Source organism: Stenotrophomonas sp. KH_036_B (genome assembly GCF_057839485.1).
Genome location: NZ_CM174491.1, coordinates 421,432 through 444,526 on the forward strand (window position 1 = coordinate 421,432; position 23,095 = coordinate 444,526).

The window sequence follows — 23,095 nt, forward strand, 5'->3', positions numbered from 1 at the left end:
TCATTCCCCCTGGTACTGCTTCTCTTCCACCAGCTGCGACCCGGCGATCCGGTTGATCTCGTTTTTCACCTTCACCCGCTCGCCATTGGTGCCGTAGACACCGCGCGCGAGCTGGATGAACTGATCATCGAACACCTGCGCCGCTTCCTTGTCACGCAGCTGGTCCTGGATCTCCCACATGCGCTCGTTGATTGCCTTGAGCTGGGTCTTCAACGCATCCAGCCCTGGATGTGCGGCCAGCTGTTCCTGCCACAGCGGCAGCAGCCCATCCAGTTCGGTGCGCACGTTGGCGACCTTGCCCGCATCGGTGATGCGCTCGGCCTTGATTTCCAGGATGGTGATCTTGTCGATCAGCTCGCCAATCGATACCGGGGTCAGGATCGCGTCCACGCCATTCTCGCTGCAGGTCAGTCAGGGTGCTCATGATAGCGCGGCGCGCCTGAAGGCCTGGTGGGCAGGTTTTACGCTGAATTTGCGCCCGCCTTGGCGGTGCCGCATGGCGCCTTTACGGCTGCCCTCACCACACTGTGCGCTTCAACGGCGAGGCCGTTTTCTGGAGTGGTACACGTGGTGGCAAAACAGCAGGTAGGGCGCACGGTGCGCCGCGCAGGTGGGCTGGTGATCGGCCTGGCACTCAGTGGCACAGCATGTGCCGGTGTGGACGGCAATGCCGCGCTGACCTCGGACTATGTCTGGCGCGGCAGCTCGCAGACCGTGGAAGATCCTGCCGTGCAGGCGGGCGCGAAGCTGAGCAGCGCGTCCGGCTGGTACGGCTCGGTGTGGGGCTCGGGCGTGTCGTTCGAGCCGGATGCCGGCGCACGCAGTGAATTCGACATCGTCGCCGGCTGGGGCGGTGCGCTGGCGCCGGACTGGGCGTTGGACGTCAACCTCACGCACTACCTGTACCCGTCCACCCAGGTCGACCTGGACTGGACCGAGCTCAACAGCACGCTGACCTGGAAGGAGCGCTACTGGCTCAGCGTGGGCGTGTCCGACGACGCGCTGGCCAGCGGCACCACCGGCACCTATGCGCAGCTGGGCGCCCGGGTACCGCTGGGCGAGCAGTGGCGCATGGAGGCGGCGGTCGGTCACTACTGGCTCGACAGCGCGTACGCCGACGATTACCTGCACGGGCAGCTCAGCGCCATCTGGACCGTGCACGGACCGTGGGAACTGCGCGTGACCGCGCACGACACCGACCGCGCCGCCAAACGGCTGTTCGGCAGCAACGCCGGTTCCCGTGTGGAATTCGCGATCCAGACCACCTTCTGATCAATCCGGTGCCCGGCCCTCGCCGCCCGGGCACCGCGCGCAGCCACGCAGGGCGTGGCTCTACGCCGGAGACATCACCCACCAGACCTGACGGTAGAGCCACGCCCTGCGTGGCTGCACCTCACGCCGCGCGAACGCGCAGCGTCAAACCCTTCAGGAAATTACGCAGCAGCTGATCCCCGCAGGCGCGGAAATTCTTGTGGTCCGGCTGGCGGAACAGCGCCGACAGCTCCGGCTTCGACACCGGGAACCCTGCAGCGTTGAAGATCTCATGCATGTCCACGTCCTTCAGCTCGAAGGCAACACGCAGCTTCTTCAACACCAGGTTGTTGGTGATCCGCTTCTCCACCGGGCGCAGCGGCTGGCTCTCATCGCGGCCACGGAAATGCACGATCAACCCGTCCAGGAAGTGCGCCAGCGTGCGGTCGTCGCAGGCCACGAAGCCTTCCTCGTCTTCCTTGCGCAGCCAACCGGCCACATCGGCCTTGTCCACCACGAAGGCCGGGTCGGCCAGGGCACAGGTGTCGGCAATCATGCCGTCGCTGAGGTCGAGCATGTAGCGGATGCTGCGCAGTACATCGTTGTTGATCATGGGACGTCCAATACCGCCGACGCGGCTGCGTGGCTGGCCACCATTTTACCCCCAGCCGGCGGCCACGCCCGCCAAGGCCGCCGCTGCTGTCATCTGGCTGCCATGAAAGTGAAGCACAGTGCGGGCCTCAGCATCGACAGGCAGTGGAGCAGGCAATGCGCAGGTGGCAGGTTCTGGCGGGTGTGGGGATGGTCTGGCTGGCCGCGGCGGCCTCGGCCCAGGCCCCGTATGTGGCGATTGAACAGCGCGTGGACCCGCAGCAACTGGCGGACGTAGGCCTTACCCCCGCCCAGCTGCAGACCCTGAACCGGCTGCTGCGCGAGGCCGACGCCCGTGCCCCGGCAGCCGCCACCCCGGCCGCCCCGGCGCCGCTGCCCGGTGCGCCGACCCCGGCACCGATGTTCCCCGGCCTGGATGACGGCCCCATCCACGCCAGCGTGACCGGCGAGGTCAGCGGCTGGCAGCCCGGCACCGTCTTCACCCTGGACAACGGCCAGCAATGGCAGGTGCTCAAGGGCGAAATGAAGCTCAAGGCCACCCGCGCCAACCCCGCCATCGTGGTGGTGCCGGGCATTGCCGGGCGCTGGTTCCTGCAGGTGGACGAGGACCTGCCCAAGGCCCGCGTCTTCCGCATCCGCTGAAGCCGCCCGTCGGGGGCAACACGCGCCGGCGGACGGTGCGAAAATAGTCGGGATTCCCACGGAGTACCCCGATGACCCGTACCGCTCTGATTACCGGCGCCACTTCCGGCTTTGGCGCTGCCGCCGTCCATCGTTTCGCCCAGGCCGGCTGGCGGGTGATCGCCACGGGCCGCCGCGCCGAACGGCTGCAGCCGCTGGTGGACCAGTACGGCCCCGAGCGCGTGCACGCGGCGGTATTCGATGTGCGCGACAGCGCCGCCATGGAAGCGGCCCTGGCCGCACTGCCGGCCGGGTTCGCCGACATCGACCTGCTGGTCAACAACGCCGGCCTCGCCCAGGGCACCGCCCCGGCGCAGAGCGCCTCGCTGGACGACTGGCGCACCATGATCGACACCAACGTCACCGCGCTGGTCACGCTTACCCACCGCCTGCTGCCGCAGCTGGTGGCGCGCAAGGGCGCCATCATCAACATCAGCTCGGTGGCCGGCGTGTACCCGTACCCGGGCGGCAACGCCTATGGCGGCACCAAGGCCTTCGTCAGCCAGTTCTCGCTGGGCCTGCGCTCGGACCTGCACGGCACCGGCGTGCGCGTGACCACCATTGAGCCGGGCATGGCCGAGACCGAATTCACCCTGGTCCGCACCCACGGCAACCAGGCCGCCTCGGACACGCTCTACACCGGCGCCAACCCGATGACCGCCGACGACATCGCCGAGCAGATCTTCTGGGTCGCCACCCTGCCGGCGCACCTGAACATCAACCGCCTCGAACTGATGCCGGTCAGCCAGTCCTACGCCGGCTTCCAGGTGGCCCGCGACTGATCACACCGCCGACCACACCGCCAATTCATACCCATCCGGGTCGCGGAAATGGAATCGGCGCCCACCCGGGAAATCGAACGCCGGCGTGGAGATCTCCGCGCCGGCACGCTCGACCCGCGCCTGCGTGGCCACCAGGTCGTCGGCGTACAGGATCGCCAGCGGCCCACCGCTTCGCACCGGCCCATCGGTGGTGAAGCCACCGCGCAACCGCCCGTCGTTGAATTCGGTATAGCCCGGACCGTAATCCGTGAACGTCCAGCCGAACACCTCGCCGTAAAACGCCTTGCTGCGGGCAATGTCGGAAACGTTGAATTCGATGTTGTCGATGCGGTGGTTGTTGCCGTCTGAACTGCCCATACGTGCTCCGTGCTGAAGGAATAGGACGCATAACGTAGCGCACCGGGCGCACCGGGCGCACCGGGCGCACCGGGCGCACCCGGCGCACCTGACGGTCCGACGGATCGACAGGCCGACGGATCGACAGATCGACAGATCGACGGATCGACGGATCGACGGATCGACGCACGGGTGGACCGACAGACCGACGCATCGACGGGCCGACGGGGTAGAGCGGACTGTTAGTCCGCTGCTCCAGGAGGCATGCAACGCGGGTCCAAACAAAAAGCCCCGCGATGCGGGGCTTTTTGTTTGTTGGCTGCAGCCGACTAACAGTCGGCTCTACTGCGCCTTGATCGCCATCGCCTGCAAGCCGGTGCCATCCAGCTTCTGCTTGGCTTCGGCCAGCTCGCCCGCACTGCCATACGGCCCCATGCGCACGCGGTACACCGTCTTGCCGTTGATCTGCGCCGATTCCACCCGCGCCGCCAACCCGATCATCGCCAGCTTGGCCTTGGTCGCTTCAGCATCGCCGGACGCACCAAACGCACCTGCCTGCAGGATGTAACGCACATTGCTGGCCGCCGGCTCAGCCGCTGCCGTGGCGGCGACCGGTGCAGCAGCGACGGGTGCCGGCTTCGGCGTTGCCGCCGCCGGTGCCGGGGTGGCCGCCGCCGTCGCGGCCGGACGCTCACTCACCGGGGCCGGCAGTGGCGCTGCCACCGGTGCGGTGGACGCCACGCTGGTCGAGGTGGCCGCTGCGGCCGGCACCGGGCGACCTTCCAGCGCCGCCTGCGCGCGCTGTGCTTCCACCTTGGCGCGGCGCTGGTCTTCCGCGCGCGCGCTGGCAGCCAGCTCCGCATCGGACATTTCCACTTCCTTGCCGGGCAGCAGGGTGTAGAAGTCGTACTGCGTGGCCGCCGGCTTCGCCGGCTCGGCAGGCTTGGCCGCACCCGGCTTGGGCAGTTCCGCGCCCATGTCGGTCTCCGCGTCGCTGACCGGGGCCGGCTGCGCGTTCGGGTTGGGCTGCGGGCCCACCCGCAGGAAGCCATCGCCGTCGTTCTTGAACAGGTTCGGTGCCGCCAGGAACACCACGGCGGCAATCGCCACGCCGGCCACCAGCCACACCCATCCGGGCGTGCCTTGGCTGGTGTTGCGTCGAGCCTGGGTTTTGCCGCGTCGTGCTGCCATTTACTGCTTCTCCACTACTTACATTTTTTCCGGGGCGGAAACGCCCAGGATGTTCAGACCATTGGCCAGCACCTGACGTGCCGCGCAGGCCAGCGTCAGTTTGGCATTACGCTCGGCATCGTCAGCCACCAGCACCTGCGTGCCGTGATACCACGTGTGGAACGCGTGCGCCAATTCACGCAGGTACTGCGCGATCAGGTGCGGTTCCAGTGCGATACCGGCGGCTTCCACCACTTCCGGGAAGCGCGACATTTCCACCATCAGCCACAGCGACGCCTCGTCGTTCAGCGACGCCAGCCCGGTCAGGCCTTCAGCCGGCGTGTACGCCAGCCCCTTCTCCTGGCCCTGGCGCAGCAAGCTGCACACCCGCGCGTGCGCATACTGCACGTAGAACACCGGGTTGTCGTTGCTCTGCTGGCGCGCCAGGTCGATATCGAAGGTCAGCTGCGAATCGGGCTTGCGCGCGATCAGGAACCAGCGGGTCGCATCGCGGCCGGCTTCTTCGGTCAGGTCGCGCAGGGTCAGGTAGCTGCCGGCACGCTTGGACAGCTTCACTTCCTCGCCGCCGCGCATCACCGTCACCATCTGGTGCAGCACGTATTCCGGCCAGCCCTTGGGAATGCCCACGTCCAGCGCCTGCAGGCCGGCGCGCACGCGTGCCAGCGAACCGTGGTGGTCCGCGCCCAGCTCGGTGATCGCGCGCTCATAGCCGCGCTGCCACTTGGAGAGGTGATAGGCCACGTCCGGCAGGAAGTAGGTGTAGGTGCCGTCGGACTTGCGCATCACGCGGTCCTTGTCGTCACCGAAGTCGGTCGAGCGCAGCCACAGCGCGCCGCCTTCCTCATAGGTGTGGCCGGCCGTCTTCAGCTGGGCCACGGTCTCTTCGACCTTGCCGTCCTTGTACAGCGAGCTTTCCAGGAAGTAGATATCGAAATCCACCCCGAACGCGGCCAGGTCCTGGTTCTGCTCGTTGCGCAGGTAGGCCACCGCAAAGCGGCGGATCGCATCCAGGTTGTCCGGGTCGCGCTCGCCCACCACCGAATGGCCTTCCAGCTCCACCGTGGCGCCGGCCAGGTAGGCCTTGGCCACGTCTTCGATGTAGTCGCCGCGGTAACCCGCTTCCGGCCAGCCAGCGTCATCGGGCTTCAGGCCCTTGGCGCGCGCCTGGGTGGACAGGGCCAGGTTCTCGATCTGCACGCCGGCGTCGTTGTAATAGAACTCGCGCTTGGCGTTCCAGCCGTTCACTTCGAGCAGGCGGGCCAGGCAGTCGCCGATGGCCGCGGCGCGGCCGTGGCCGACGTGCAGCGGGCCGGTCGGGTTGGCCGACACGTATTCCACGCCCACGGTGCGGCCATTGCCGCTCAGGTTGTGGCCGTAATCGGCGCCTTCCTTGAGCACGCTGGCCGCTTCACGCTGGTAGGCGCTGGGGGCGAGGTGGAAATTGATGAAGCCCGGGCCGGCGATCTCAACGCGCAGCACGTCGTCGCTCTTGGGCAGCGCGTCCAGCAGTGCCTGGGCCAGGGCGCGCGGGTTGCTGCGCGCCGGCTTGGCCAGCAGCATGGCGGCATTGGTGGCGAAATCACCGTGTTCACGGGTCTTCGGGCGTTCCACCACGAATTCCGGGGTCAGGGTATCGGCCGGCAGAGTGCCGTTGGCGCGCAAGGCTTCGATGCCTTGGCTGATCAGGGCGCGGAGGAGATTTTTCACAAGGCCTGCTTGAAGACTGGAGCGGCGGAATCGGCAATTTTAGCCCAGAAGCCGTCCCGATCCATTGAACCGGGGCCAAGCGGGGGTGGGAAGCCGGGACGGAGTGGGGTGGGAGGCCTTGAGGGGCGGGGGGCGGCGGCCTGACCTGGCCGTTCAGGTGCGGGCGAACGGGTCATGCCTGAGCCAGCCGCGCTCGGCCATGGAGACCGGGGCGCCGTCGCCCACCACGATGTGATCCACCAGCCGCACCCCGACCAGCGCCAGCGCCTGGTGCAGCTGGTGGGTGATGTCCCGGTCGGCCATCGAGGGCTCGGCCCGGCCGGACGGATGATTGTGGCTGACGATGACCGCCGCCGCGTTGTGCAGCAGGGCACGGCGCACCACTTCCCGGGGGTACACGGTGGCCGCGTCGATGGTGCCGGTGAACAGCTCTTCATAGGCCAGCGTGCGGTTGCGGGTATCCATGAACAATGCGGCGAAGACCTCCTGCGGCCGCGCGCGCAGACGCAGCTTGAAGTAGCGTCCCGCCGCCCCGGGGTCGCAGACGCTGTCGCCGCGCTCAAGATCGGCCAGGAGATGGCGGCTGGCCAGCTCCAACGCGGCCACCAGCTTGCAGGCGCTGGCCGGGCCGAGGGCCGGCAGCTTCTTCAGCTGCGTGGCATCCATGTCCATGAGTCTGCGCAGCGGCCCGTGGTCGTCCAGCAGGCGGCGGGCACTCTGCACCGCATCCAGCCCGTTGCACCCGCTGCCGATGAACAGCGCCAGCAGTTCCGAGTCAGACAGCGCCTCGGGTCCCAGCTTCAGCAGCTTCTCGCGGGGACGGTCGTGCTTGGGCCAATGTTTGATTGCCATCCGGACAGTGTCCGCGCTCGCGCACGCCGGGGGCATAGGAAACCGCCGCGCGGTCTGGTGGGGAAGAGCGCCTGCTATAAACGGCATTTCAACAGCTTCAGCGGACATCGGATGGAATACTGGAAGCGATTCGCCCTGGCGTGGTTCGGGACGTTCCTGATCCTCGTGCCCTACACCATCGCGGCGTGACGGACCACCGTACTCTGCACGCGGCCCGCGCGCTACTTCCCAACACACTGCGCCATTGAGGTGGCCAGTACGTTGGGGAAGTCATCGGGGGCACGCCCATTGTTGAACTCCTCCATCCGCCTGTCGCCGTAGTGCTTGTGTACCGCATCGTAGGTGCACTCGCATCGCGCCTTGTTCGATCCGCTCGCCGTGCAGCTGCCAATGAACGAGGACTCGAGCGCATTCGGCTTGCGTGCACAGGCGGCAACAAGCAGTGCGGATACCATCACCAGGATGAGTGTGTGCCAGCGATTCATGCGCATTTTGCAGTCCTTTGTGATTCGCAATTCGGGGTATCACGTATCCGGTGGCTCATGCGGCCAGCCGCCGCTACGTAAGTGAATGCTCGTACGCTTCACGCAGGAACGGCAGCATCGCGTCGAGTTCATCCAACCGGCGCAGTTTGGCCACCACGGTGACCTGACTTCCGTCCTCCACCACCTTGATGAAGGCGCTGTGCTGCACCCTCCGTCCCAGGTGAATCGCCAGGCGCAGTGCGTCGGTCATGATCACGGCGTCGGCGAACACCCGTCGGCTGCGGAACAGGATGTAACGCTCGCGGGTCACGCATTCCACTGGCCCCAGTGACGTGGCGAACGCCTCGACGTGCTCATACAGCGCCACGAGGTGTGCCGGCCTGTCCCGTAACACCGCGCTCCGTTCACCGGTTCCGCATGCGTGCCGCTGATTGGCACGGGTGAACGTTCGGTCACATTCCGGGCAAGTCCACATACGCCATGGAGTCCTGTGCCAACGCGGGGTTTGGGCCTGCTGCCGATCGGCAGATTGCCCGGCTGAGAGTGTCAGGCCAAATGCAGCGGTTGCCAAGTGGCCCCGACTGGCCGCCGGGACTATTTCCGTGGATCAGTCTTCAGATGTGGGTGATTTGCGCCGCTGGTCCTCTTTATGCGTCTGCACCATCATCCAGGCTGCAAACCCCAAGGCTACGATGGCAATCACCACGGTTGCGGCGACGAGAATTACTGTCATGGAGAAAGCTCTGTATGAGTCAGGCGGATCTTTGAGATCCGAGTGAACAGCGAGTAGCTGAGACCTAGCGACGCGAGGGCGATGATTGCTACGCAGTACATGATTGCTTGCCGATCGATGACGTCGCCTCCGATCAACGTCAAGCAGAAAAGAACACCATGAATGGCTATCAAGCAGGCAGATATGCCGTTTTGCGCCGTCTTCCATGACCTGTCGGCGCCGACCAGATGTTCGATTTCGTTGATGTTGGAGATATGGAGAACCAGTCCGAACGCGATGAAGTCCTGTGGCGAAAACGGCTCGATGCTGCCTTCCTTGGTCACCAGCCAGACAAGAAATCGAGAGAAGATCGGAAGCAAGCCGACCAGGACCGTGTACGCGAGCCATTTCGTCCTGGCTGTCTGCATATTTTGCTCCCGGCGACGACGTTGCGATGACCCTGTAGGGAGCGAAGACTACGGCCAAGTCCGGGGTGATTGTGGACAGTCTGTCTCAGTCCAGCAAAATTCCATTGCTCTCGATCACCATCTGTCGCAACTCACCTCGTTTCGCGCGTACTCCACGACAGCAAGCGGCAATGTTCCCTGGCAGGGCAATCAGGTGCGCGGGCGGCCTTTCGATCAACGGCATACCGCTACGACATGGCTGCGGGAGTCGATCATCACCACCGCGTCCTGCAGTGCATGCGCTCCTACCAGCAGCTCGGGATACTTCGGTGACACGCGCACCTCCATGTCGGCATGCCTCACCTGCCCCACCCGGATCGGACCTTTGACTACGGCGCGCCAGCTTTCCAGCTGTCCATTGGTCAGCTGCGAGCGGACCGATTCGCCGAGGGGCTGGTCGGAGACCTGCTCGAACACAGTCTGCGGCAATACGAAGCCGACGTTGGCGCCTGTGTCCAGCTGCGCAACGAACGGGTGCCCATCAATCGATACCGGTATGCGGAAGGCGCGCGTATAGGGCAGCGCATTGGCTGAGGAGGCGGCCAGCTGCTCCGTACGCGAGAACGAGAGCAATCGTTTCGGATAGTCGATCCGCAGCAGGCCGTCGGCAAAGAAGTCGCGCGCGAGAATCCCGTCGAACGCAGCGTCTGGCGCATTGCGTGCGTTGTAATCGCGGGCGATCACGTCCACGTCGCGATGCACCAGCTCACCCAGTTGCAGTGCTTCGATTCGCGCCGTATCTACCCGGGCCCGGGAGACCCCGTCCGACGTGGTGGTCTCCCCGTGCAGGGGCAGGCCGAGTGCCGACAGCAGGCGCATGTCGGCGCGCCCGATGCCGCTGGCGCCGGTATCCACGGCGAACCGATAATGCTCTCCACCGTTGACGCGCGCCTGCACATAGATGCGTCCGTCCACACTCTCGAAAGGTATCTGAACCAGCGTGCCGGTCAGCGGCCGGTGAGCAAGCCCGCAAGCGTCGCTCAGCGCAGGCGGCGCGGCCACGGCCGACGTCATCAGCAGAAGCGAGGCGGAAAGCAGTAAGGGGAGTGCATGAGTCATGGCGCGGTCCCTGCGTGTGGATGGGTCTGGTCCGCGCCATGCTGGCCTGATCCCCTTTCGCCTGCATCCACCCTGCGACGAATCACTCCTGCGGCCGATGGAACCCAGGCAGGGCGGGGTGAAACGATGGCGCGGTTCCTGCATGCGCGCCTTTCCCGCGCTCGGCCTGCCAGCCCGGCTTCATGACCAAAAACCTACTCCTTATGCCCCTGGGGCATCAGCCCCGCACACCCCATCGGGTAAGCTAATCCCCTCGGTTCGACAGGAAAATCGCAGGTGGCTGACTCCCCCCAGGCTTCCCCGGCGCAGGCGCGCCCGCTGGAAGGCCAGAAGCTGTTGTTGTGCGTGGGTGGCGGCATCGCGGCCTACAAGTCGCTGGAACTGGTGCGCCGGCTGCGCGACGCCGGGGCCCAGGTGCAGGTCGCCATGACCGCCGGGGCCCAGCAGTTCGTCACCCCGCTCAGCTTCCAGGCGCTGTCCGGCCAGCCCACCCGCACCACCCTGTGGGACAGCGCCGCCGAACAGGCCATGGGCCATATCGAGCTGGCCCGCTGGGCCGACCGCGTCATCGTGGCCCCGGCCACGGCCGACCTGCTGGCGCGGCTGGCCAATGGCCATGCCGACGATCTGGTCACCACCCTGTGCCTGGCCACCACCGCGCCGCTTACCGTGTGCCCGGCCATGAACCACCGCATGTGGCTGCACCCGGCCACCCAGGCCAACATCGGCCTGCTGCGCGCGCGCGGCGCCCAGGTGATCGGCCCGGAAGACGGCCCGCTGGCCGAAGGCGAGTCCGGCCCGGGCCGGCTCACCGAGCCGCACGCCATCGTCGCCGCGCTGGCGGCGCTGCAGTCGCCGTCCACCGTGCCCGCCGCCGAGCAGGTACTGAAGGGGCTGCGCGTGGTCATCAGCGCCGGCCCCACCTATGAAGACCTGGACCCGGTGCGCTACGTGGGCAACCGCAGCAGCGGCAAGATGGGCTACGCACTGGCCGCCGCGGCCGTGCGCCAGGGCGCGCAGGTGGTGCTGGTCAGTGGCCCGGTGCATCTGGCCACGCCGGCCGGGGTGCAGCGGGTGGACGTGCGCTCGGCCGCGCAGATGCGCAGCGCCGTGCTCGATGCGCTGCCGGCCGACATTTATATAGGCGCTGCGGCGGTCTCGGATTACACCCCGCGCCAAGTGGCCCCGCAGAAGCTGAAGAAGACCGCCGGCACCCAGACCCTCACGCTGGAACTGGTGCGTACCCCGGACATCCTGGCCGAAGTGGCCGCGCAGACCCAGTCGCTGAAGCTGGTGGTCGGCTTTGCCGCCGAAACCCACGACGTAGAGAAGTACGCGCGCGGCAAGCTGGTCGACAAGCGATTGGATCTGGTGATCGCCAATCAGGTGGGCATCACAAACGGCGGCTTCGAAAGCGATGAGAATGCAGCGACCGCCTACTGGCCGGGTGGGGAACAGGTGTTCCCCGGCACCACCAAGGCGCTGCTGGCCGAACAACTGTTGTCCCTGATTGCCCAGAGGTTGCACGCATGACCCACGCTCCGTCCCTGCAGCCGCTGCAGGTGAAGCTGCTCGACCCCCGCTTCGGCGACAGCTGGCCGCTGCCGGCCTACGCCACCGAAGCCAGCGCCGGGCTGGACCTGCGCGCGGCGCTGGAGACCGAACTGACCCTGCAACCGGGCGACACGGCCCTCATTCCCAGCGGTATCGCCATCCACATTGCCGATCCGAACCTGTGCGCGGTGGTGTTGCCGCGCTCCGGGCTGGGCCACCGGCATGGCATCGTGCTGGGCAACGGCACCGGCCTGATTGACGCCGACTACCAGGGCCCGCTGCTGATCAGCGCCTGGAACCGCGGCCGCGAGCCCTTCACGCTGCAGCCCGGTGACCGTATTGCACAGCTGGTCGTGCTGCCGATTGCACGCGTGGGCCTGCAGGTAGTGGATACTTTCACCGACAGCGCCAGGGGAACGGGTGGATTCGGCCATACCGGGGTGCGCTGACAGGGGGAACATCAATGAGCAAGGCAACGGCGGACGGACAACCGCGATTGACAAGCAAGCGTAACGGGCTGTTGCTGGTGGGGGCGTTGACTCTGCTGGCGGCGTGGTTTGCCTGGAGCGGGGTGCGGCAATGGCGGCAGGCCTCGGTGGGGCAGTCGCTGGAAGCTTCGCGCGACCAGATCGTGGAAGGCGTGCAGGCCGCGCTGACCAGCCAGAGCACGCAGTTGCGCACGCTGGTGAAGAGCGAGCGGGTGAGCGCCGCACTGGCCGCAGGCGATGCCGACGCCACCGCGTTGGCCGTGCGCGAAGGCTGGCCGGGCACCGAAGAGGTGGAAGTACTCGCCACCGGCCTGGAGCAGGCCTATGCCGACCCGAAGGCCTTCGGCTATTCGCGCCTGGCCCTGCTGGAAGCCGCCATCGCAGGCGATACCGTGGCCACGCGCGTGGTCCGCGATGCCGGCGGCCAGCGCCTCGGCCTGGCGGTACCGGTGCAGCTGGGCACGCAGGGACCGGCCGTGATCTATGTGCGCCAGCCGTTGCTGCGCCTGACCGGCACCTTCGACCAGGTGCGCGTGCCATCCGATGGCTATCTGGCGCTGCGCCAGGGCGGCCACAACATCATCGAACAGGGCGACGCCGCGCTGTCCGAAGGGGCAGAGGGCCTGGCCCGTCCCATCGGCAAGAGCGGGCTGCGCCTGGCGGCCGCTGTGCCGGACATCGACCCGGGCCCGCTGGGCCTGGGCGCCATTTCCTGCCTGGTCGTCGCCGTACTGCTGCTGGCCATTGCCGGCATGCTGCAGTTCGGCAAGGGCCGCGTGAAGCTGCCGCGCCGCCGTGCCGCCGCCAGCGAAGGCGAAGAAGGCCCCACGCTGCGTGAAAGCCTGGTGCTGGAACCGGTGCTGGAGGCCGCGCCCGCTGGCGGTGCCGCACCGCCGCCGCTGCCGCCCGGCGAAGGCAACGAGGTGCCCGAAGGGATCTTCCGCGCCTACGACATCCGTGGCGTGATCGGTCGCGAACTCACCCCGCAGGTGGCGGTGCTGATTGGCCAGGCCATCGGCTCGGTGCTGCAGGTCCAGGGCCTGCGCGACATCGTGGTGGGCCGTGATGGCCGCCTGTCCGGCCCGGAACTGAGCGCCAGCCTGATCGAAGGCCTGCGCCGTGCCGGCTGCGATGTCACCGACATCGGCCTGGCGCCCACCCCGGTGGTGTATTTCGCCGCCTATCACCTGCGCGCCGGCAGCTGCGTGGCGGTGACCGGCAGCCACAACCCGCCGGACTACAACGGCTTCAAGATCGTGGTCGGCGGCGAGACGCTCTCCGGCGACGCCATCACCGAGCTGTACCAGCGCATCCGCGACGGCCAGCTGCACGTGGCCGCCGAACCCGGCAACCTGCAGCAGCGCGACATCAACGCGGACTACATCCAGCGCATTGCCGACGACGTGCAGCTGGACCGCCCGCTCAAGGTGGTGGCCGATGCCGGCAACGGGGTGGCCGGCGAACTGGCCCAGCCGCTGCTGGAGGCCATTGGCGCCGAGGTCATTCCGCTGTACTGCGATGTCGATGGCACCTTCCCCAACCACCACCCGGACCCGAGCGATCCGCACAATCTGGAAGATCTCATCCAGACGGTAAAGCGCTTCGATGCCGATATCGGCCTGGCGTTCGACGGCGATGGCGACCGCCTGGGCGTGGTCACCCGCGAAGGCAAGATCATCTACGCCGACCGCCTGCTGATGTTGTTCGCGGCCGACGTGCTGATGCGCAACCCGGGCGCGCTGGTGATCTACGACGTGAAGTGCAGCGGCAAGCTGTCCGACTACGTGCTGCGCAATGGTGGCAGCCCGATGATGTGGAAGACCGGGCATTCGCTGATCAAGGCCAAGATGCGCGAGACCGATGCAGAGCTGGCCGGTGAGATGAGCGGCCACTTCTTCTTCAAGGAGCGCTGGTTCGGATTCGACGATGGCCTGTATGCGGCCTCGCGCCTGCTGGAAATCCTGGCCCAGCGCGAAGAGACGCCGTCGGAGGTGTTCGAGGAACTGCCCGACAGCATTTCCACGCCGGAGCTGAAGGTGCCGGTGGAATCGGGCACCCCGCACGCGCTGGTGTCGCTGTTCGTGTCGGCGGCGCAGGTGGAGGATTCGCCATTCGCCGGCGCGCGCCTGTCCACCATTGACGGCCTGCGTGCGGACTTCCCGGACGGCTGGGGCCTGCTGCGCGCGTCCAACACTACTCCGGTGCTGGTGCTGCGGTTCGAGGGCAACGACGAGGCTGCGCTGGCACGGATCAAGGCGCTGTTTCGCGAACAGCTGCAGCCCCTGCTGCCGGGTGTCGAACTGGGGTTCTGATCGGGTTGCCGACTAACAGTCGGCACTACCGGCTGAACATCGACCGCCGGTCGATGTTCAGCCTTTGAACCGCAACCCCACACCCGGTTCGGTGAACAGGTAGCGCGAATCCAGCGCCGAATCGCCCAGCTTGTGGCGGAGCTTGCCCACCAGGATGGGCAGGTAGTGCGTGTCGTGCTGGTGGGTCGGTCCCCAGATCTCCGCCAGGATCTGCGGCTGGGTCACCACCCGGCCGGCGTTGCGCAGCAGCAGCGACAGCAACGCATATTCCTTGCGCGTGAGTGCCACCGGCACGCCGTCCAGCTGCACCTCGCGGCGTACCAGGTCGATGTGCAGATGGCCGTCGTCGAAATGCGGCAACACCCCATCGGCCGACACCGTGCGCGAGCGCAGCAGCGCCCGTACCCGCGCCATCAACTCCTGCGTGCCGAAGGGCTTGGTCACGTAGTCATTGGCGCCGTTGTCCAGCGCCCGCACCTTCTCGGTCTCGCTGGCGCGCACGGTGAGCATGATCACCGGCACCTGGCTCCACTGGCGCAGCTCGGCCAGCACCTGGTGGCCTTCCATGTCGGGCAGCCCGATATCCAGGATGACCAGGTCGGCCCCCTCGCTGACCAGCTGCTCCAACCCGGCCTGGCCGCTGGCCGCCTGCAGCACGCGGTAGCCCTGCGCGCGCAGGCTGATCTCGAGGAAGCGGCGGATCTGCGCTTCATCGTCAATCACCAGCACGCGCGCCGGGGGCACGCCTTGGGAGGGGTCAGGTGTCGTCGTGATCATCGGCAGGGTGGGGTTGCAGCAGGGGGAGCGTGATGCGGATGAGGGTACCGCGTCCGTCGCGTCCGGGCAGGGCCTGCACGCTGCCGCCGTGCGCGCCGATCATGCCCTGGCAGATGGTCAGGCCGAGCCCGGTGCCATGACGGCCCCGGTCGCCGCGCTCCACGCTGTAGAACATGTCGAAAATGCGCGCCCGCTCGTCGTCGGGAATACCGGGACCGGCATCCAGCACGTCGATGCGCAGCTCGCCCTCGACCAGGCGCGCCTGTACCTCCACCGGCGCGCCGGGGGGGAGAACTTCGCCGCGTTCTCCATCACGTTGAACACCGCCTGTTCCACCAGCGCCGGGTGCACCCAGATGGGGGCGAGCGTGCTGGGAATATCCAGCTGCAGCTTCACCTCGGGCTGGTACCGCTGCAGCCGGCGCGCGGCCGACCCCACCAGCTCGTCCACCCCGATCCAGTCGCGGTTGATCTGCAGCCCCTCATGCCCGAGCCGGGTCATGTCCAGCAGGTTCTGGATGTAGCGGTCCAGCCGCTCGCCTTCCACCAGGATGGTGTCGAGCAGCGCGCGGCGGTCGACGGCATCCATCGCATCGGCATAGCTGGAGAGGCTGTCGGCCGAACCGATCATGGCCGCCAACGGCGAACGCAGGTCGTGCGACACCGACGACAGCAGTGCCGAACGCAGGCGCTCGGTCTCGTTGCTGACGTGGGCCTTCTCCAGGTCCGCCACCAGCCGCGTGCGCAGGGCGGCCTGCGCGATGTCGTCCACCATCGCCTCGGCCAGCTGGCGCTGCTCCGGGGTCAGCCGCGCCACGCCGCGTGCGAAACGCATGCCGGCCACGCCGATGGCGCGGTTGTCACCATCCAGCAGCGGCAGGAACCACCACTCCGCGCCGGCCAGGGTGTCGGTGAAGCGGCCGCTGGGCTGGCCGTGGCGGTGCGCCCAGTCGGCGGCGGCCAGGTCGGTGTCGCCCGGCGCGGCGCTGCCGCTGGTGCTGGTGTCCGCGCCGATGCGCAGCCATGCCGGTGCATCCAACGCCTGCTCCAGCGCCTGGCGGCCTGCCTGCGCCACCTGCTCGTTGCTGGCCGCGCGGGTGAGCTGCCCGCCCAGCACCTGGCGGGCGTTGGCGTGCCGGTTGGCCGCGCGCAGCGCCAGCACCTGCATGCGCAGGCGCGAGGCCAGCCGGCCGGCCACCAGCGCGGCGGCCAGGAACAGGAAGACGGTGATCACCCCCTGGCGCGCGCTGATCGCAAACGTGAAGCGCGGCGCGATGAAGAAGAAGTTGTAGGCGAGGAAACACAGCGCCGCGGCGATCACCGCCGCACTGGTGCGGCTGCGCGCGGCCACCATCACTACCGCCACAATGAACACCATCGACAGGTCGTACAGCCCCACCCAGCGCTCGGCCACCAGCGCCACCAGACAGGCCAGGGCGGTGGCGCCCAGCGCCAGCACGGTGTCCCTGCCGGTACTCAGCGTGGGCATCGACAACCCATGCCGGCGTGCGCGGGCGCGCGCCTGCGGGGTGCCGATGATGGTGATCTCCAGGTGCGCACCGCGCTGGATCAGCTGCTGGGTCAGGGTGCGGTTGAGCATGCGTGCGAACGGTCGCTCGCGGGTGCGGCCCAGCACCACGGTGGAAACGCTGTTGTGCGCGGCGTGGTCGAGCAGGGCATCGGCGATGCTGGGGCCATGCAGCAGCTCGGCCTCGCCACCCAGCCGCCGTGCCAGGGCGAACGCCGCATCGATCTCGCGGCGGGTGTTGTCGTCCTCGCGCCGGCGCTGCACGGTCACCACCGTCCACGGCGCATCGCGGCGCTCGGCGATGCGCCGGCCCACACGCACCAGGTATTCGCTCTGGCCGCCGCCATCGATCGCCACCAGCACGCGCCGCCGCAGTGGCAGGTTGCCTTCGCCGCGCGCGGCGCGGGTTTCGCGCAGGCTGGTGTCCACGCGGTCGGCCGCCTCCTGCATAGCCAGTTCGCGCAGCGCGGTCAGGTTGGCCGGCGAAAAGAACGCCTGCAGGGCCTGCGCCGCCTGTTCGGGCACGTACACCTTGCCCTGCTGCAGGCGCTCGATCAGCTCGCGCGGCGGCAGGTCCACCAGCACGATGTCGTGCAGGCGGTCGAGTACCGCATCGGGCACGGTCTCGCTGACCCGCACCCCGGTGATGCGCATCACCACGTCATTGAGGCTTTCCAGATGCTGGATGTTGAGGGTGGTCCAGACATCGATGCCGGCATCCAGCAGCTCCATCACGTCCTGCCAGCGCCGTTCATGGCGGCTGCCCGGCACGTTGCGGTGGGCCAGCTCGTCCACCAGCACCAGTGCCGGGCGGCGTGCCAGCACCGCATCCAGGTCCATTTCCTGCAGCGCATGCTGCTGGTAGTCGCGCTGCAGCAGCGGCACCTGCGTCAGGCCCTCCAGCAGTGCCGATGTCCCGGCGCGGCCGTGGGTCTCCACCAGCCCCACCACCACGTCCACGCCACGGCGCAGCTGCTCGTGCGCGCGGCCGAGCATGCTGTAGGTCTTGCCCACGCCGGGCGCGGCGCCCAGGAACACGGTGAGCTTGCCGCCGGCCTCGCGCTGCAGGCGTTCCACCAATGCGTCGGCCTGTCGGGTTCTGGAGTCGGTCATAGGGAGCGATTGTGCGCCCGGCAGCGCCATTGCCGCATCACGGCGTCGACGCATCCAGTGCCATGTTGAGTTCCATCACGTTGACCCGCGGCTGCCCGAACACGCCCCATTGCGGTCCCTGCGTATGCGCCTTCACCAGCGCCTGCACCTGTTCGCTGCCCAGTCCACGGCTGCGCGCCACGCGCGCCACCTGCACGGCCGCCGCCGCCGGCGAAATCTCCGGGTCCATGCCGGCGCCGGACTGGGTTACCAGGTCACCGGGCACCTGCGCCACCGCAATGCCCTCGCGCACCGCCGTTGCATGGGTAGCCTCGCGCACGCGTTCCTGCAGGGCAGGGTTGCTGCGCGCCAGGTTGCTGCCGGCGGCTGCCATCGGATCGTAGCCGGCCGCGGACGGCCGCGACTGGAAGTAGCCATCGCCCACGAAGGGCTGGGCGATCAGGCGCGAGCCGCGCACCTGGCCGTCGCGGACCAGCAGGCTGCCATCGGCCTGCGCCGGGAACAACGCGCCACTGAGGCCGGTGGTGGCCACCGCGTAGGCCAGGCCCAGTACCAGCAGGCTGGCCACGCCCAGCCCGATGGCCGGGCGCAGCGCAGCACGGTGCTGCAGCGTGATGGCGAGGGCGGCGCGTGCACGCGCCGGGCGGGACAGCGGAGCAGCAGCGGAGCGGTTCATGCGCCAAATACCGAGTAGAGGAGGAGGTCGATCAACTTGATGGCCGCGAACGGCAGCAGCACGCCGCCCAGGCCGTACACCAGCATGTTCCGGCGCAGCAGCGCGGTGGCCGTGGCCGGGCGGAAACGCACCCCGCGCAGCGCCAGCGGAATCAGCGCCGGAATCACCAGGGCGTTGAAGATCAACGCAGCCAGCACCGCGTTGCGGGGGCTGGAGAGGTGCATCACGTTCAACGTGGCCATCGCCGGCAACGTCGCGGCGAACAGCGCCGGCAGGATCGCGAAGTACTTGGACACGTCGTTGGCCAGCGAGAAAGTGGTCAGCGCGCCGCGTGTGATCAACTGCTGCTTGCCCACTTCCACCACGGCCAGCAGCTTGGTTGGATCCGAATCCAGGTCCACCATGTTGCCGGCTTCCTTGGCCGCCTGCGTGCCCGAATTCATGGCCAGCCCGATGTCGGCCTGCGCCAGCGCCGGTGCGTCGTTGGTACCGTCGCCCACCATCGCCACCAACCGGCCGCCGGCCTGTTCGGCGCGGATGCGGGCCAGCTTGTCTTCCGGGCGGGCTTCGGCGATGTAGTCGTCCACCCCGGCCTCGGCCGCGATGGCGGCGGCGGTGAGCGGGTTGTCGCCGGTGATCATCACCGTGCGGATACCCATCGCACGCAGCTGCGCGAACTTCTCGCGCATGCCGTGCTTGACCACATCCGACAGCTCGATCACGCCCAGCACGTAGCGGCCCTCGCACACCACCAGCGGCGTGGCGCCATTGCGCGCCACCTGCTCCACGCGCCCGGCCAGCTCGGCCGGCACCGTGCCGCCCAGCTCACGTACGTAAGCCGTGATCGCATCGGCCGCGCCCTTGCGGATGCGCCGGCCGCCGTCCAGATCGACACCGGACATGCGGGTCTGTGCGCTGAAGGCGAAATACTCCGCGCGGTCCGGCTCGACCGTGGTGCAGCCCTGTTCGCGCGCCAGGCGCACGACCGACTTGCCCTCCGGGGTCGGGTCGGCCAGCGACGACAGCAGTGCCGCTTCACGCAGCTGGGCCGCGTCGATCCCGGCCAGCGCATGGAAGTGGCTGGCCTGGCGGTCGCCGTAGGTGATGGTGCCGGTCTTGTCCAGCAGCAGCACGTCCACGTCGCCGGCCACTTCCACCGCCTTGCCGGACTTGGCCAGGATGTTGGCGGCCAGTGCGCGGTTCATGCCGGCAATGCCGATCGCCGGCAGCAGGCCGCCGATGGTGGTCGGAATCAGGCACACCAGCAGCGCGATCAACAGCAGCGGATCCACCTTCACCCCGACGAACGCGCCGATCGCCGGCAGCGTGGCCACCACCACCAGGAAGGTCAGCGTCATCGCCGCCAGCAGCAGCGTGAGCGCCACTTCGTTGGGCGTCTTCTGCCGGTTGGCGCCTTCCACCAGCGCGATCATGCGGTCCAGGAAGCTGTGCCCCGGCTCGGCCGTGACCTTGACGATGATCTGGTCGGACAGCACCTTGGTACCGCCGATCACACCACTGCGGTCGGTGCCGGCCTCGCGCAGCACCGGGGCCGATTCACCGGTCACCGCCGCTTCGTTGATGGTGGCCAGGCCCTGCACGATTTCGCCATCGGCCGGAATCAGCTCGCCGGCGCTGATGATGACGTGGTCGCCCGGGCGCAGCTCCGCCGCCGGCACCTGGGTTTCGCTGGCCCCGGCATGCGCCGCGGACAACCGGCGTGCACTGAGGTCCTGGCGGGCGCGCCGCAGCGACGCCGCCTGGCCGCGGCCACGTGCTTCGGCCACCGCTTCGGCGAAGTTGCCGAACAGCACGGTGAGCAGCAGGATCGCGCTCACCGCCAGGCCGAAGCCCAGCGGCGCGTTGCCGGTCAGGGTCACCAGCAGGCTGACCACGGTGCCGGCCATCACCACGGCCATCACCGGGCTGTGCAGCAGGTGGCGCGGCGAGAGCTTGATCACCGCATCGCGCAGCGCGCGGCGCCAGCCGGCGCCGTCGAGCAGGCGCTGGCGGCGGTGGGGAGTCGCATTCAAAGGATAGGTACTCATGGGAGTGGTACTCATGACATCGGGTCTCAGTGCGAGGCCAGCGACAGGTGGTCGGCAACCGGGCCCAGCACCAGCGCCGGCATGAACTGCAACACGGTCAGGATGGCGATCAGCGCAATCAGCGTCAGCGCGAACGTCGGGGTCTCGATCTGCAACGTGCCGGCCGATTCCGGCGCGCGCCGCTTGGCGGCCAGCTGGGCGCAGACGATCAGGGGAATCACCAGCACCGGGTAGCGACCCAGCAGCAGCACCATGGTGCAGCTCAGGTTCCACCACACCGTGGCATCGCCCAGGCCTTCAAAGCCCGAGCCGTTGTTGGCGAAGGCCGACACGTACTCGTAGAACACCTGGCTCACGCCGTGGAAGCCCGGGTTGGAGGTGCCGGTGATCGACGGAATGGCCAGCGTGAACGCCGTGAACGCCAGGATCGTGATCGGCTGCAGCAGCACCAGCAGCGCGAGCAGGCGCACCTGCGGCGTTTCCAGCTTGCGGCCCAGCAGTTCCGGCGTGCGTCCGGTCATCAACCCGGCCAGGAACACGCCCAGCAGCAGGTACACGATGAACTGCTGCAGGCCGCAGCCGATGCCGCCCCAGATCGCGTTGACCAGCATGTTGATCATCGGCACCGCACCGGCCAGCGGGCTCAGCGAGTCATGCATGCCGTTCACCGAGCCGTTCGACACCTGCGTGGTCACCGCGGCCCACAGCCCGGTGCCATCGGCGCCGAAGCGCACTTCCTTGCCTTCCATCAGCAGCGGGCTGGCGGCCGTGGCCGAATGGCCTTCCAGCCATACCGTCGCCGCGATCGACAGGCTCGACATGGCCAACATGCAGCCGAACACCAGCGCGGCCAGGCGCTTGCGCCCGGTGAAGGCGCCCAGCATGAACACCACTGCGATGGGGATCAGCAGGATGCCGATCAGCTCCAGTGCGTTGGACAGCGGGGTGGGGTTCTCCAACGGCATGGCGCTGTTGGGGCCATACCAGCCACCGCCGTTGGTGCCCAGCTGCTTGGCCGCCACCATCGCCGCCACCGGGCCGAGCGGAAGCTTCTGCGCGTCCATGCCGGCGGCCGCATCGATCGGCGTCGCGGTGGGGCCACCGGCCAGCGTGGACGGCACGCCCTGGCTGGTCAGCAGCACCGCCCACAGCAGGCACAGCGGCAGCATGAAGCGCACACACGAACGCACCACGTCGGCGTAGTAGTTGCCCACGTCGATGCGGCGGTCGGCGGGCAGGTCGGCCTCGGCGGCATCGCCCTCGGGCGCCTTGCCGAACAGTGCACGCAAGGTGGCCACCACCAGCGCCAGCCCCATCATCGGCGTCACCACCTGCAGGCCGGTAATGGCGGTCATCTGCGCGAAGTAGGACAGCTGCGCCTGGCCGGAGTAATGCTGCTGGTTGGTGTTGGTGAGGAACGACACCATCGTGTGCAGTGCCGTATCCCACCGCATGTTGGGAATCTGGTCGGGATTGAACGGCAGCCAGGCCTGGGTCATGAACACCGTCTGCACCAGCACGGCAATGACCACGTTGCTGAGCAGGAAGGCGGCCACGTAGCCGCGCCAGCTCATGCCGCGCGCGGGATTCACCCCCAGCAGGGCGTACAGCGGCTTTTCCAGCAGCGCGAACAACGCGTCGCCGCGCATCGGGCCACCGCGCACTACCCGGGCCAGGTACAGCCCAAGCGGAAAGGCCAGCACGATGCTGGCCAGCAGAATCAACAGGATCTCGGTCATGGTCGGCTCCGGTCAGAAGGTTTCGGGCCGAAGCACGACGTACAGCAGGTAGGCCGCAGCGACGAGCACCAGCACGCCGCACACCAGGGAAAGCCAGGCAGGCATCGTCGTGATCTCAGCAGCGGGAAAGGGAAGGCGTCGCGCGCAGGGCGGCGGCGATACGGACAGCGAACAGGGTCAGGCTCATGGGACGTCCAGGTGGAACCACTCCACGTCAGGGCGCCATGGTGGTCCTCACCGGCGTAAACGCTCCACGCCCGTCAGCGGCGTGCGGCGTAAAAAGAGCATAAAAAACGCTCGTCTTAGAAAGCGCTCGCGTTGAAGCAGACGCGGCTGCCGGCGGATCAAGCGCGGGGCCGCCATGCCCTTGCCGGTGAAGGTCGCTCAACAGCGGCTGCCGGTGGGGCGAGCGCGGGGCCGCCATACCCTTGCCGGTGAAGGTCGCTCAATAGCGGCTGCCGGTGGGGCGAGCGCGGGGCCGCCATACCCTTGCCTGCGAATGTCCCCCGGCGTCGGCCTGCGGCCGCCCCCTCCTCCTTTACTTCGCCGCAAGGGCATGCCGGCCCCGCACTCGCCCCACCGGCGTTGGCACCGTGACATCCGCTTTTCCATCGCGAACCGCAAGCCGAGCCCGTCGCGGCCGGTAGGTCCTAAAAAGGGGACGGAGGAGGTTAAGCCTCACCGTCACCGATTAACGTCCTCCGTCCCGGATTTTGTCTTTTCCTG

The 23,095-nt window shown here is 67.9% G+C and carries 22 protein-coding genes and 1 pseudogene; 6 read left to right on the forward strand and 17 right to left on the reverse strand.

Features of this window, described 5'->3' with window-relative positions; all coding sequences use genetic code 11:
- Entirely contained in the window at nucleotides 1-390 is a 390-nt protein-coding gene (locus AC3ITN_RS01820; protein ID WP_489391877.1) for a DUF6165 family protein, read from the reverse strand.
- 177 nt (nucleotides 391-567) lie between these two features.
- Between AC3ITN_RS01820 and AC3ITN_RS01825 the strand changes: the two genes are divergently transcribed.
- Nucleotides 568-1,272, forward strand: coding sequence for a TorF family putative porin (locus AC3ITN_RS01825; protein ID WP_489391878.1), 705 nt, complete (start codon nucleotides 568-570; stop codon nucleotides 1,270-1,272).
- Nucleotides 1,273-1,393: 121 nt separating this feature from the next.
- On the opposite strand, the gene AC3ITN_RS01830 is transcribed toward AC3ITN_RS01825, so the two are convergent.
- Nucleotides 1,394-1,864 (reverse strand): YehS family protein, encoded by a 471-nt coding sequence (locus AC3ITN_RS01830; RefSeq protein WP_313347385.1) that lies wholly within the window; start codon nucleotides 1,862-1,864, stop codon nucleotides 1,394-1,396.
- Nucleotides 1,865-2,019: 155 nt separating this feature from the next.
- Here AC3ITN_RS01830 and AC3ITN_RS01835 point away from each other — a divergent pair, with 155 nt between their 5' ends.
- On the forward strand, nucleotides 2,020-2,505 hold the full coding sequence (locus AC3ITN_RS01835; RefSeq protein ID WP_313347387.1) for a hypothetical protein: 486 nt from the start codon (nucleotides 2,020-2,022) through the stop codon (nucleotides 2,503-2,505).
- A gap of 71 nt (nucleotides 2,506-2,576) precedes the next feature.
- Nucleotides 2,577-3,326: an SDR family NAD(P)-dependent oxidoreductase gene (locus AC3ITN_RS01840; protein ID WP_489391879.1), complete on the forward strand. Its 750-nt coding sequence runs from the start codon at nucleotides 2,577-2,579 to the stop codon at nucleotides 3,324-3,326.
- Here AC3ITN_RS01840 and AC3ITN_RS01845 read toward each other — a convergent pair whose 3' ends face one another.
- The 9 genes from AC3ITN_RS01845 to AC3ITN_RS01885 all read right to left on the reverse strand — a co-directional run bounded on the left by AC3ITN_RS01845 (nucleotide 3,327) and on the right by AC3ITN_RS01885 (nucleotide 10,135).
- A complete protein-coding gene (locus AC3ITN_RS01845; protein WP_489391880.1) occupies nucleotides 3,327-3,683 on the reverse strand; it encodes a VOC family protein in 357 nt (118 codons plus the stop codon).
- A gap of 321 nt (nucleotides 3,684-4,004) precedes the next feature.
- Nucleotides 4,005-4,853: an SPOR domain-containing protein gene (locus AC3ITN_RS01850; protein ID WP_313347393.1), complete on the reverse strand. Its 849-nt coding sequence runs from the start codon at nucleotides 4,851-4,853 to the stop codon at nucleotides 4,005-4,007.
- 18 nt (nucleotides 4,854-4,871) lie between these two features.
- Nucleotides 4,872-6,560 (reverse strand): arginine--tRNA ligase, encoded by a 1,689-nt coding sequence (gene argS, locus AC3ITN_RS01855; protein ID WP_313347394.1) that lies wholly within the window; start codon nucleotides 6,558-6,560, stop codon nucleotides 4,872-4,874.
- Nucleotides 6,561-6,713: 153 nt separating this feature from the next.
- Entirely contained in the window at nucleotides 6,714-7,412 is a 699-nt protein-coding gene (gene radC / locus AC3ITN_RS01860) for a RadC family protein (RefSeq protein ID WP_313347395.1), read from the reverse strand.
- A 221-nt stretch (nucleotides 7,413-7,633) separates the two neighbouring features.
- Entirely contained in the window at nucleotides 7,634-7,903 is a 270-nt protein-coding gene (locus tag AC3ITN_RS01865) for a hypothetical protein (protein ID WP_489391881.1), read from the reverse strand.
- 67 nt (nucleotides 7,904-7,970) lie between these two features.
- The gene (locus AC3ITN_RS01870) at nucleotides 7,971-8,372 is read right to left on the reverse strand and encodes a DUF5655 domain-containing protein (RefSeq protein WP_489391882.1); all 402 of its coding nucleotides are present in this window, start codon (nucleotides 8,370-8,372) and stop codon (nucleotides 7,971-7,973) included.
- Nucleotides 8,373-8,504: 132 nt separating this feature from the next.
- Nucleotides 8,505-8,630 (reverse strand): hypothetical protein, encoded by a 126-nt coding sequence (locus AC3ITN_RS01875; protein WP_489391883.1) that lies wholly within the window; start codon nucleotides 8,628-8,630, stop codon nucleotides 8,505-8,507.
- Complete coding sequence (locus AC3ITN_RS01880; RefSeq protein WP_489391884.1) at nucleotides 8,627-9,037, reverse strand: hypothetical protein; 411 nt, start codon at nucleotides 9,035-9,037, stop codon at nucleotides 8,627-8,629. Before AC3ITN_RS01880 ends, AC3ITN_RS01875 begins: the two co-directional genes overlap by 4 nt.
- 213 nt (nucleotides 9,038-9,250) lie before the next feature.
- Nucleotides 9,251-10,135: an aspartyl protease family protein gene (locus tag AC3ITN_RS01885; protein WP_489391885.1), complete on the reverse strand. Its 885-nt coding sequence runs from the start codon at nucleotides 10,133-10,135 to the stop codon at nucleotides 9,251-9,253.
- Nucleotides 10,136-10,411: 276 nt separating this feature from the next.
- Between AC3ITN_RS01885 and coaBC the strand changes: the two genes are divergently transcribed.
- Genes coaBC through AC3ITN_RS01900 form a run of 3 tightly spaced genes read left to right on the forward strand, consistent with a single transcriptional unit; the run spans nucleotide 10,412 to nucleotide 14,489 of the window.
- Nucleotides 10,412-11,668, forward strand: a complete 1,257-nt coding sequence (gene coaBC / locus AC3ITN_RS01890; protein ID WP_489391886.1) for a bifunctional phosphopantothenoylcysteine decarboxylase/phosphopantothenate--cysteine ligase CoaBC — start codon at nucleotides 10,412-10,414, stop codon at nucleotides 11,666-11,668.
- The gene (gene dut / locus AC3ITN_RS01895; RefSeq protein ID WP_313347408.1) at nucleotides 11,665-12,138 is read left to right on the forward strand and encodes a dUTP diphosphatase; all 474 of its coding nucleotides are present in this window, start codon (nucleotides 11,665-11,667) and stop codon (nucleotides 12,136-12,138) included. Before coaBC ends, dut begins: the two co-directional genes overlap by 4 nt.
- Nucleotides 12,139-12,152: 14 nt before the next feature.
- Nucleotides 12,153-14,489 (forward strand): phosphomannomutase/phosphoglucomutase, encoded by a 2,337-nt coding sequence (locus AC3ITN_RS01900; protein ID WP_489391887.1) that lies wholly within the window; start codon nucleotides 12,153-12,155, stop codon nucleotides 14,487-14,489.
- A gap of 57 nt (nucleotides 14,490-14,546) precedes the next feature.
- Here AC3ITN_RS01900 and AC3ITN_RS01905 read toward each other — a convergent pair whose 3' ends face one another.
- From AC3ITN_RS01905 to AC3ITN_RS01930, 6 genes and pseudogenes are all read right to left on the reverse strand, one after another.
- Nucleotides 14,547-15,266: a response regulator transcription factor gene (locus AC3ITN_RS01905; RefSeq protein WP_489391888.1), complete on the reverse strand. Its 720-nt coding sequence runs from the start codon at nucleotides 15,264-15,266 to the stop codon at nucleotides 14,547-14,549.
- Nucleotides 15,247-17,906: pseudogene (locus tag AC3ITN_RS01910) on the reverse strand (ATP-binding protein). Before AC3ITN_RS01910 ends, AC3ITN_RS01905 begins: the two are co-directional and overlap by 20 nt.
- Nucleotides 17,907-17,943: 37 nt before the next feature.
- Nucleotides 17,944-18,582 carry a potassium-transporting ATPase subunit KdpC gene (gene kdpC / locus AC3ITN_RS01915; protein ID WP_489391889.1) on the reverse strand — a complete coding sequence of 213 codons (639 nt, stop codon included), beginning with the start codon at nucleotides 18,580-18,582 and terminating at the stop codon, nucleotides 17,944-17,946.
- Complete coding sequence (kdpB, locus tag AC3ITN_RS01920; RefSeq protein ID WP_489391890.1) at nucleotides 18,579-20,630, reverse strand: potassium-transporting ATPase subunit KdpB; 2,052 nt, start codon at nucleotides 20,628-20,630, stop codon at nucleotides 18,579-18,581. Before kdpB ends, kdpC begins: the two co-directional genes overlap by 4 nt.
- A gap of 26 nt (nucleotides 20,631-20,656) precedes the next feature.
- Nucleotides 20,657-22,369, reverse strand: coding sequence for a potassium-transporting ATPase subunit KdpA (gene kdpA, locus AC3ITN_RS01925; RefSeq protein WP_489391891.1), 1,713 nt, complete (start codon nucleotides 22,367-22,369; stop codon nucleotides 20,657-20,659).
- A 12-nt stretch (nucleotides 22,370-22,381) separates the two neighbouring features.
- Nucleotides 22,382-22,474, reverse strand: a complete 93-nt coding sequence (locus AC3ITN_RS01930; RefSeq protein ID WP_313347417.1) for a potassium-transporting ATPase subunit F — start codon at nucleotides 22,472-22,474, stop codon at nucleotides 22,382-22,384.
- Nucleotides 22,475-23,095: the final 621 nt, after the last annotated feature.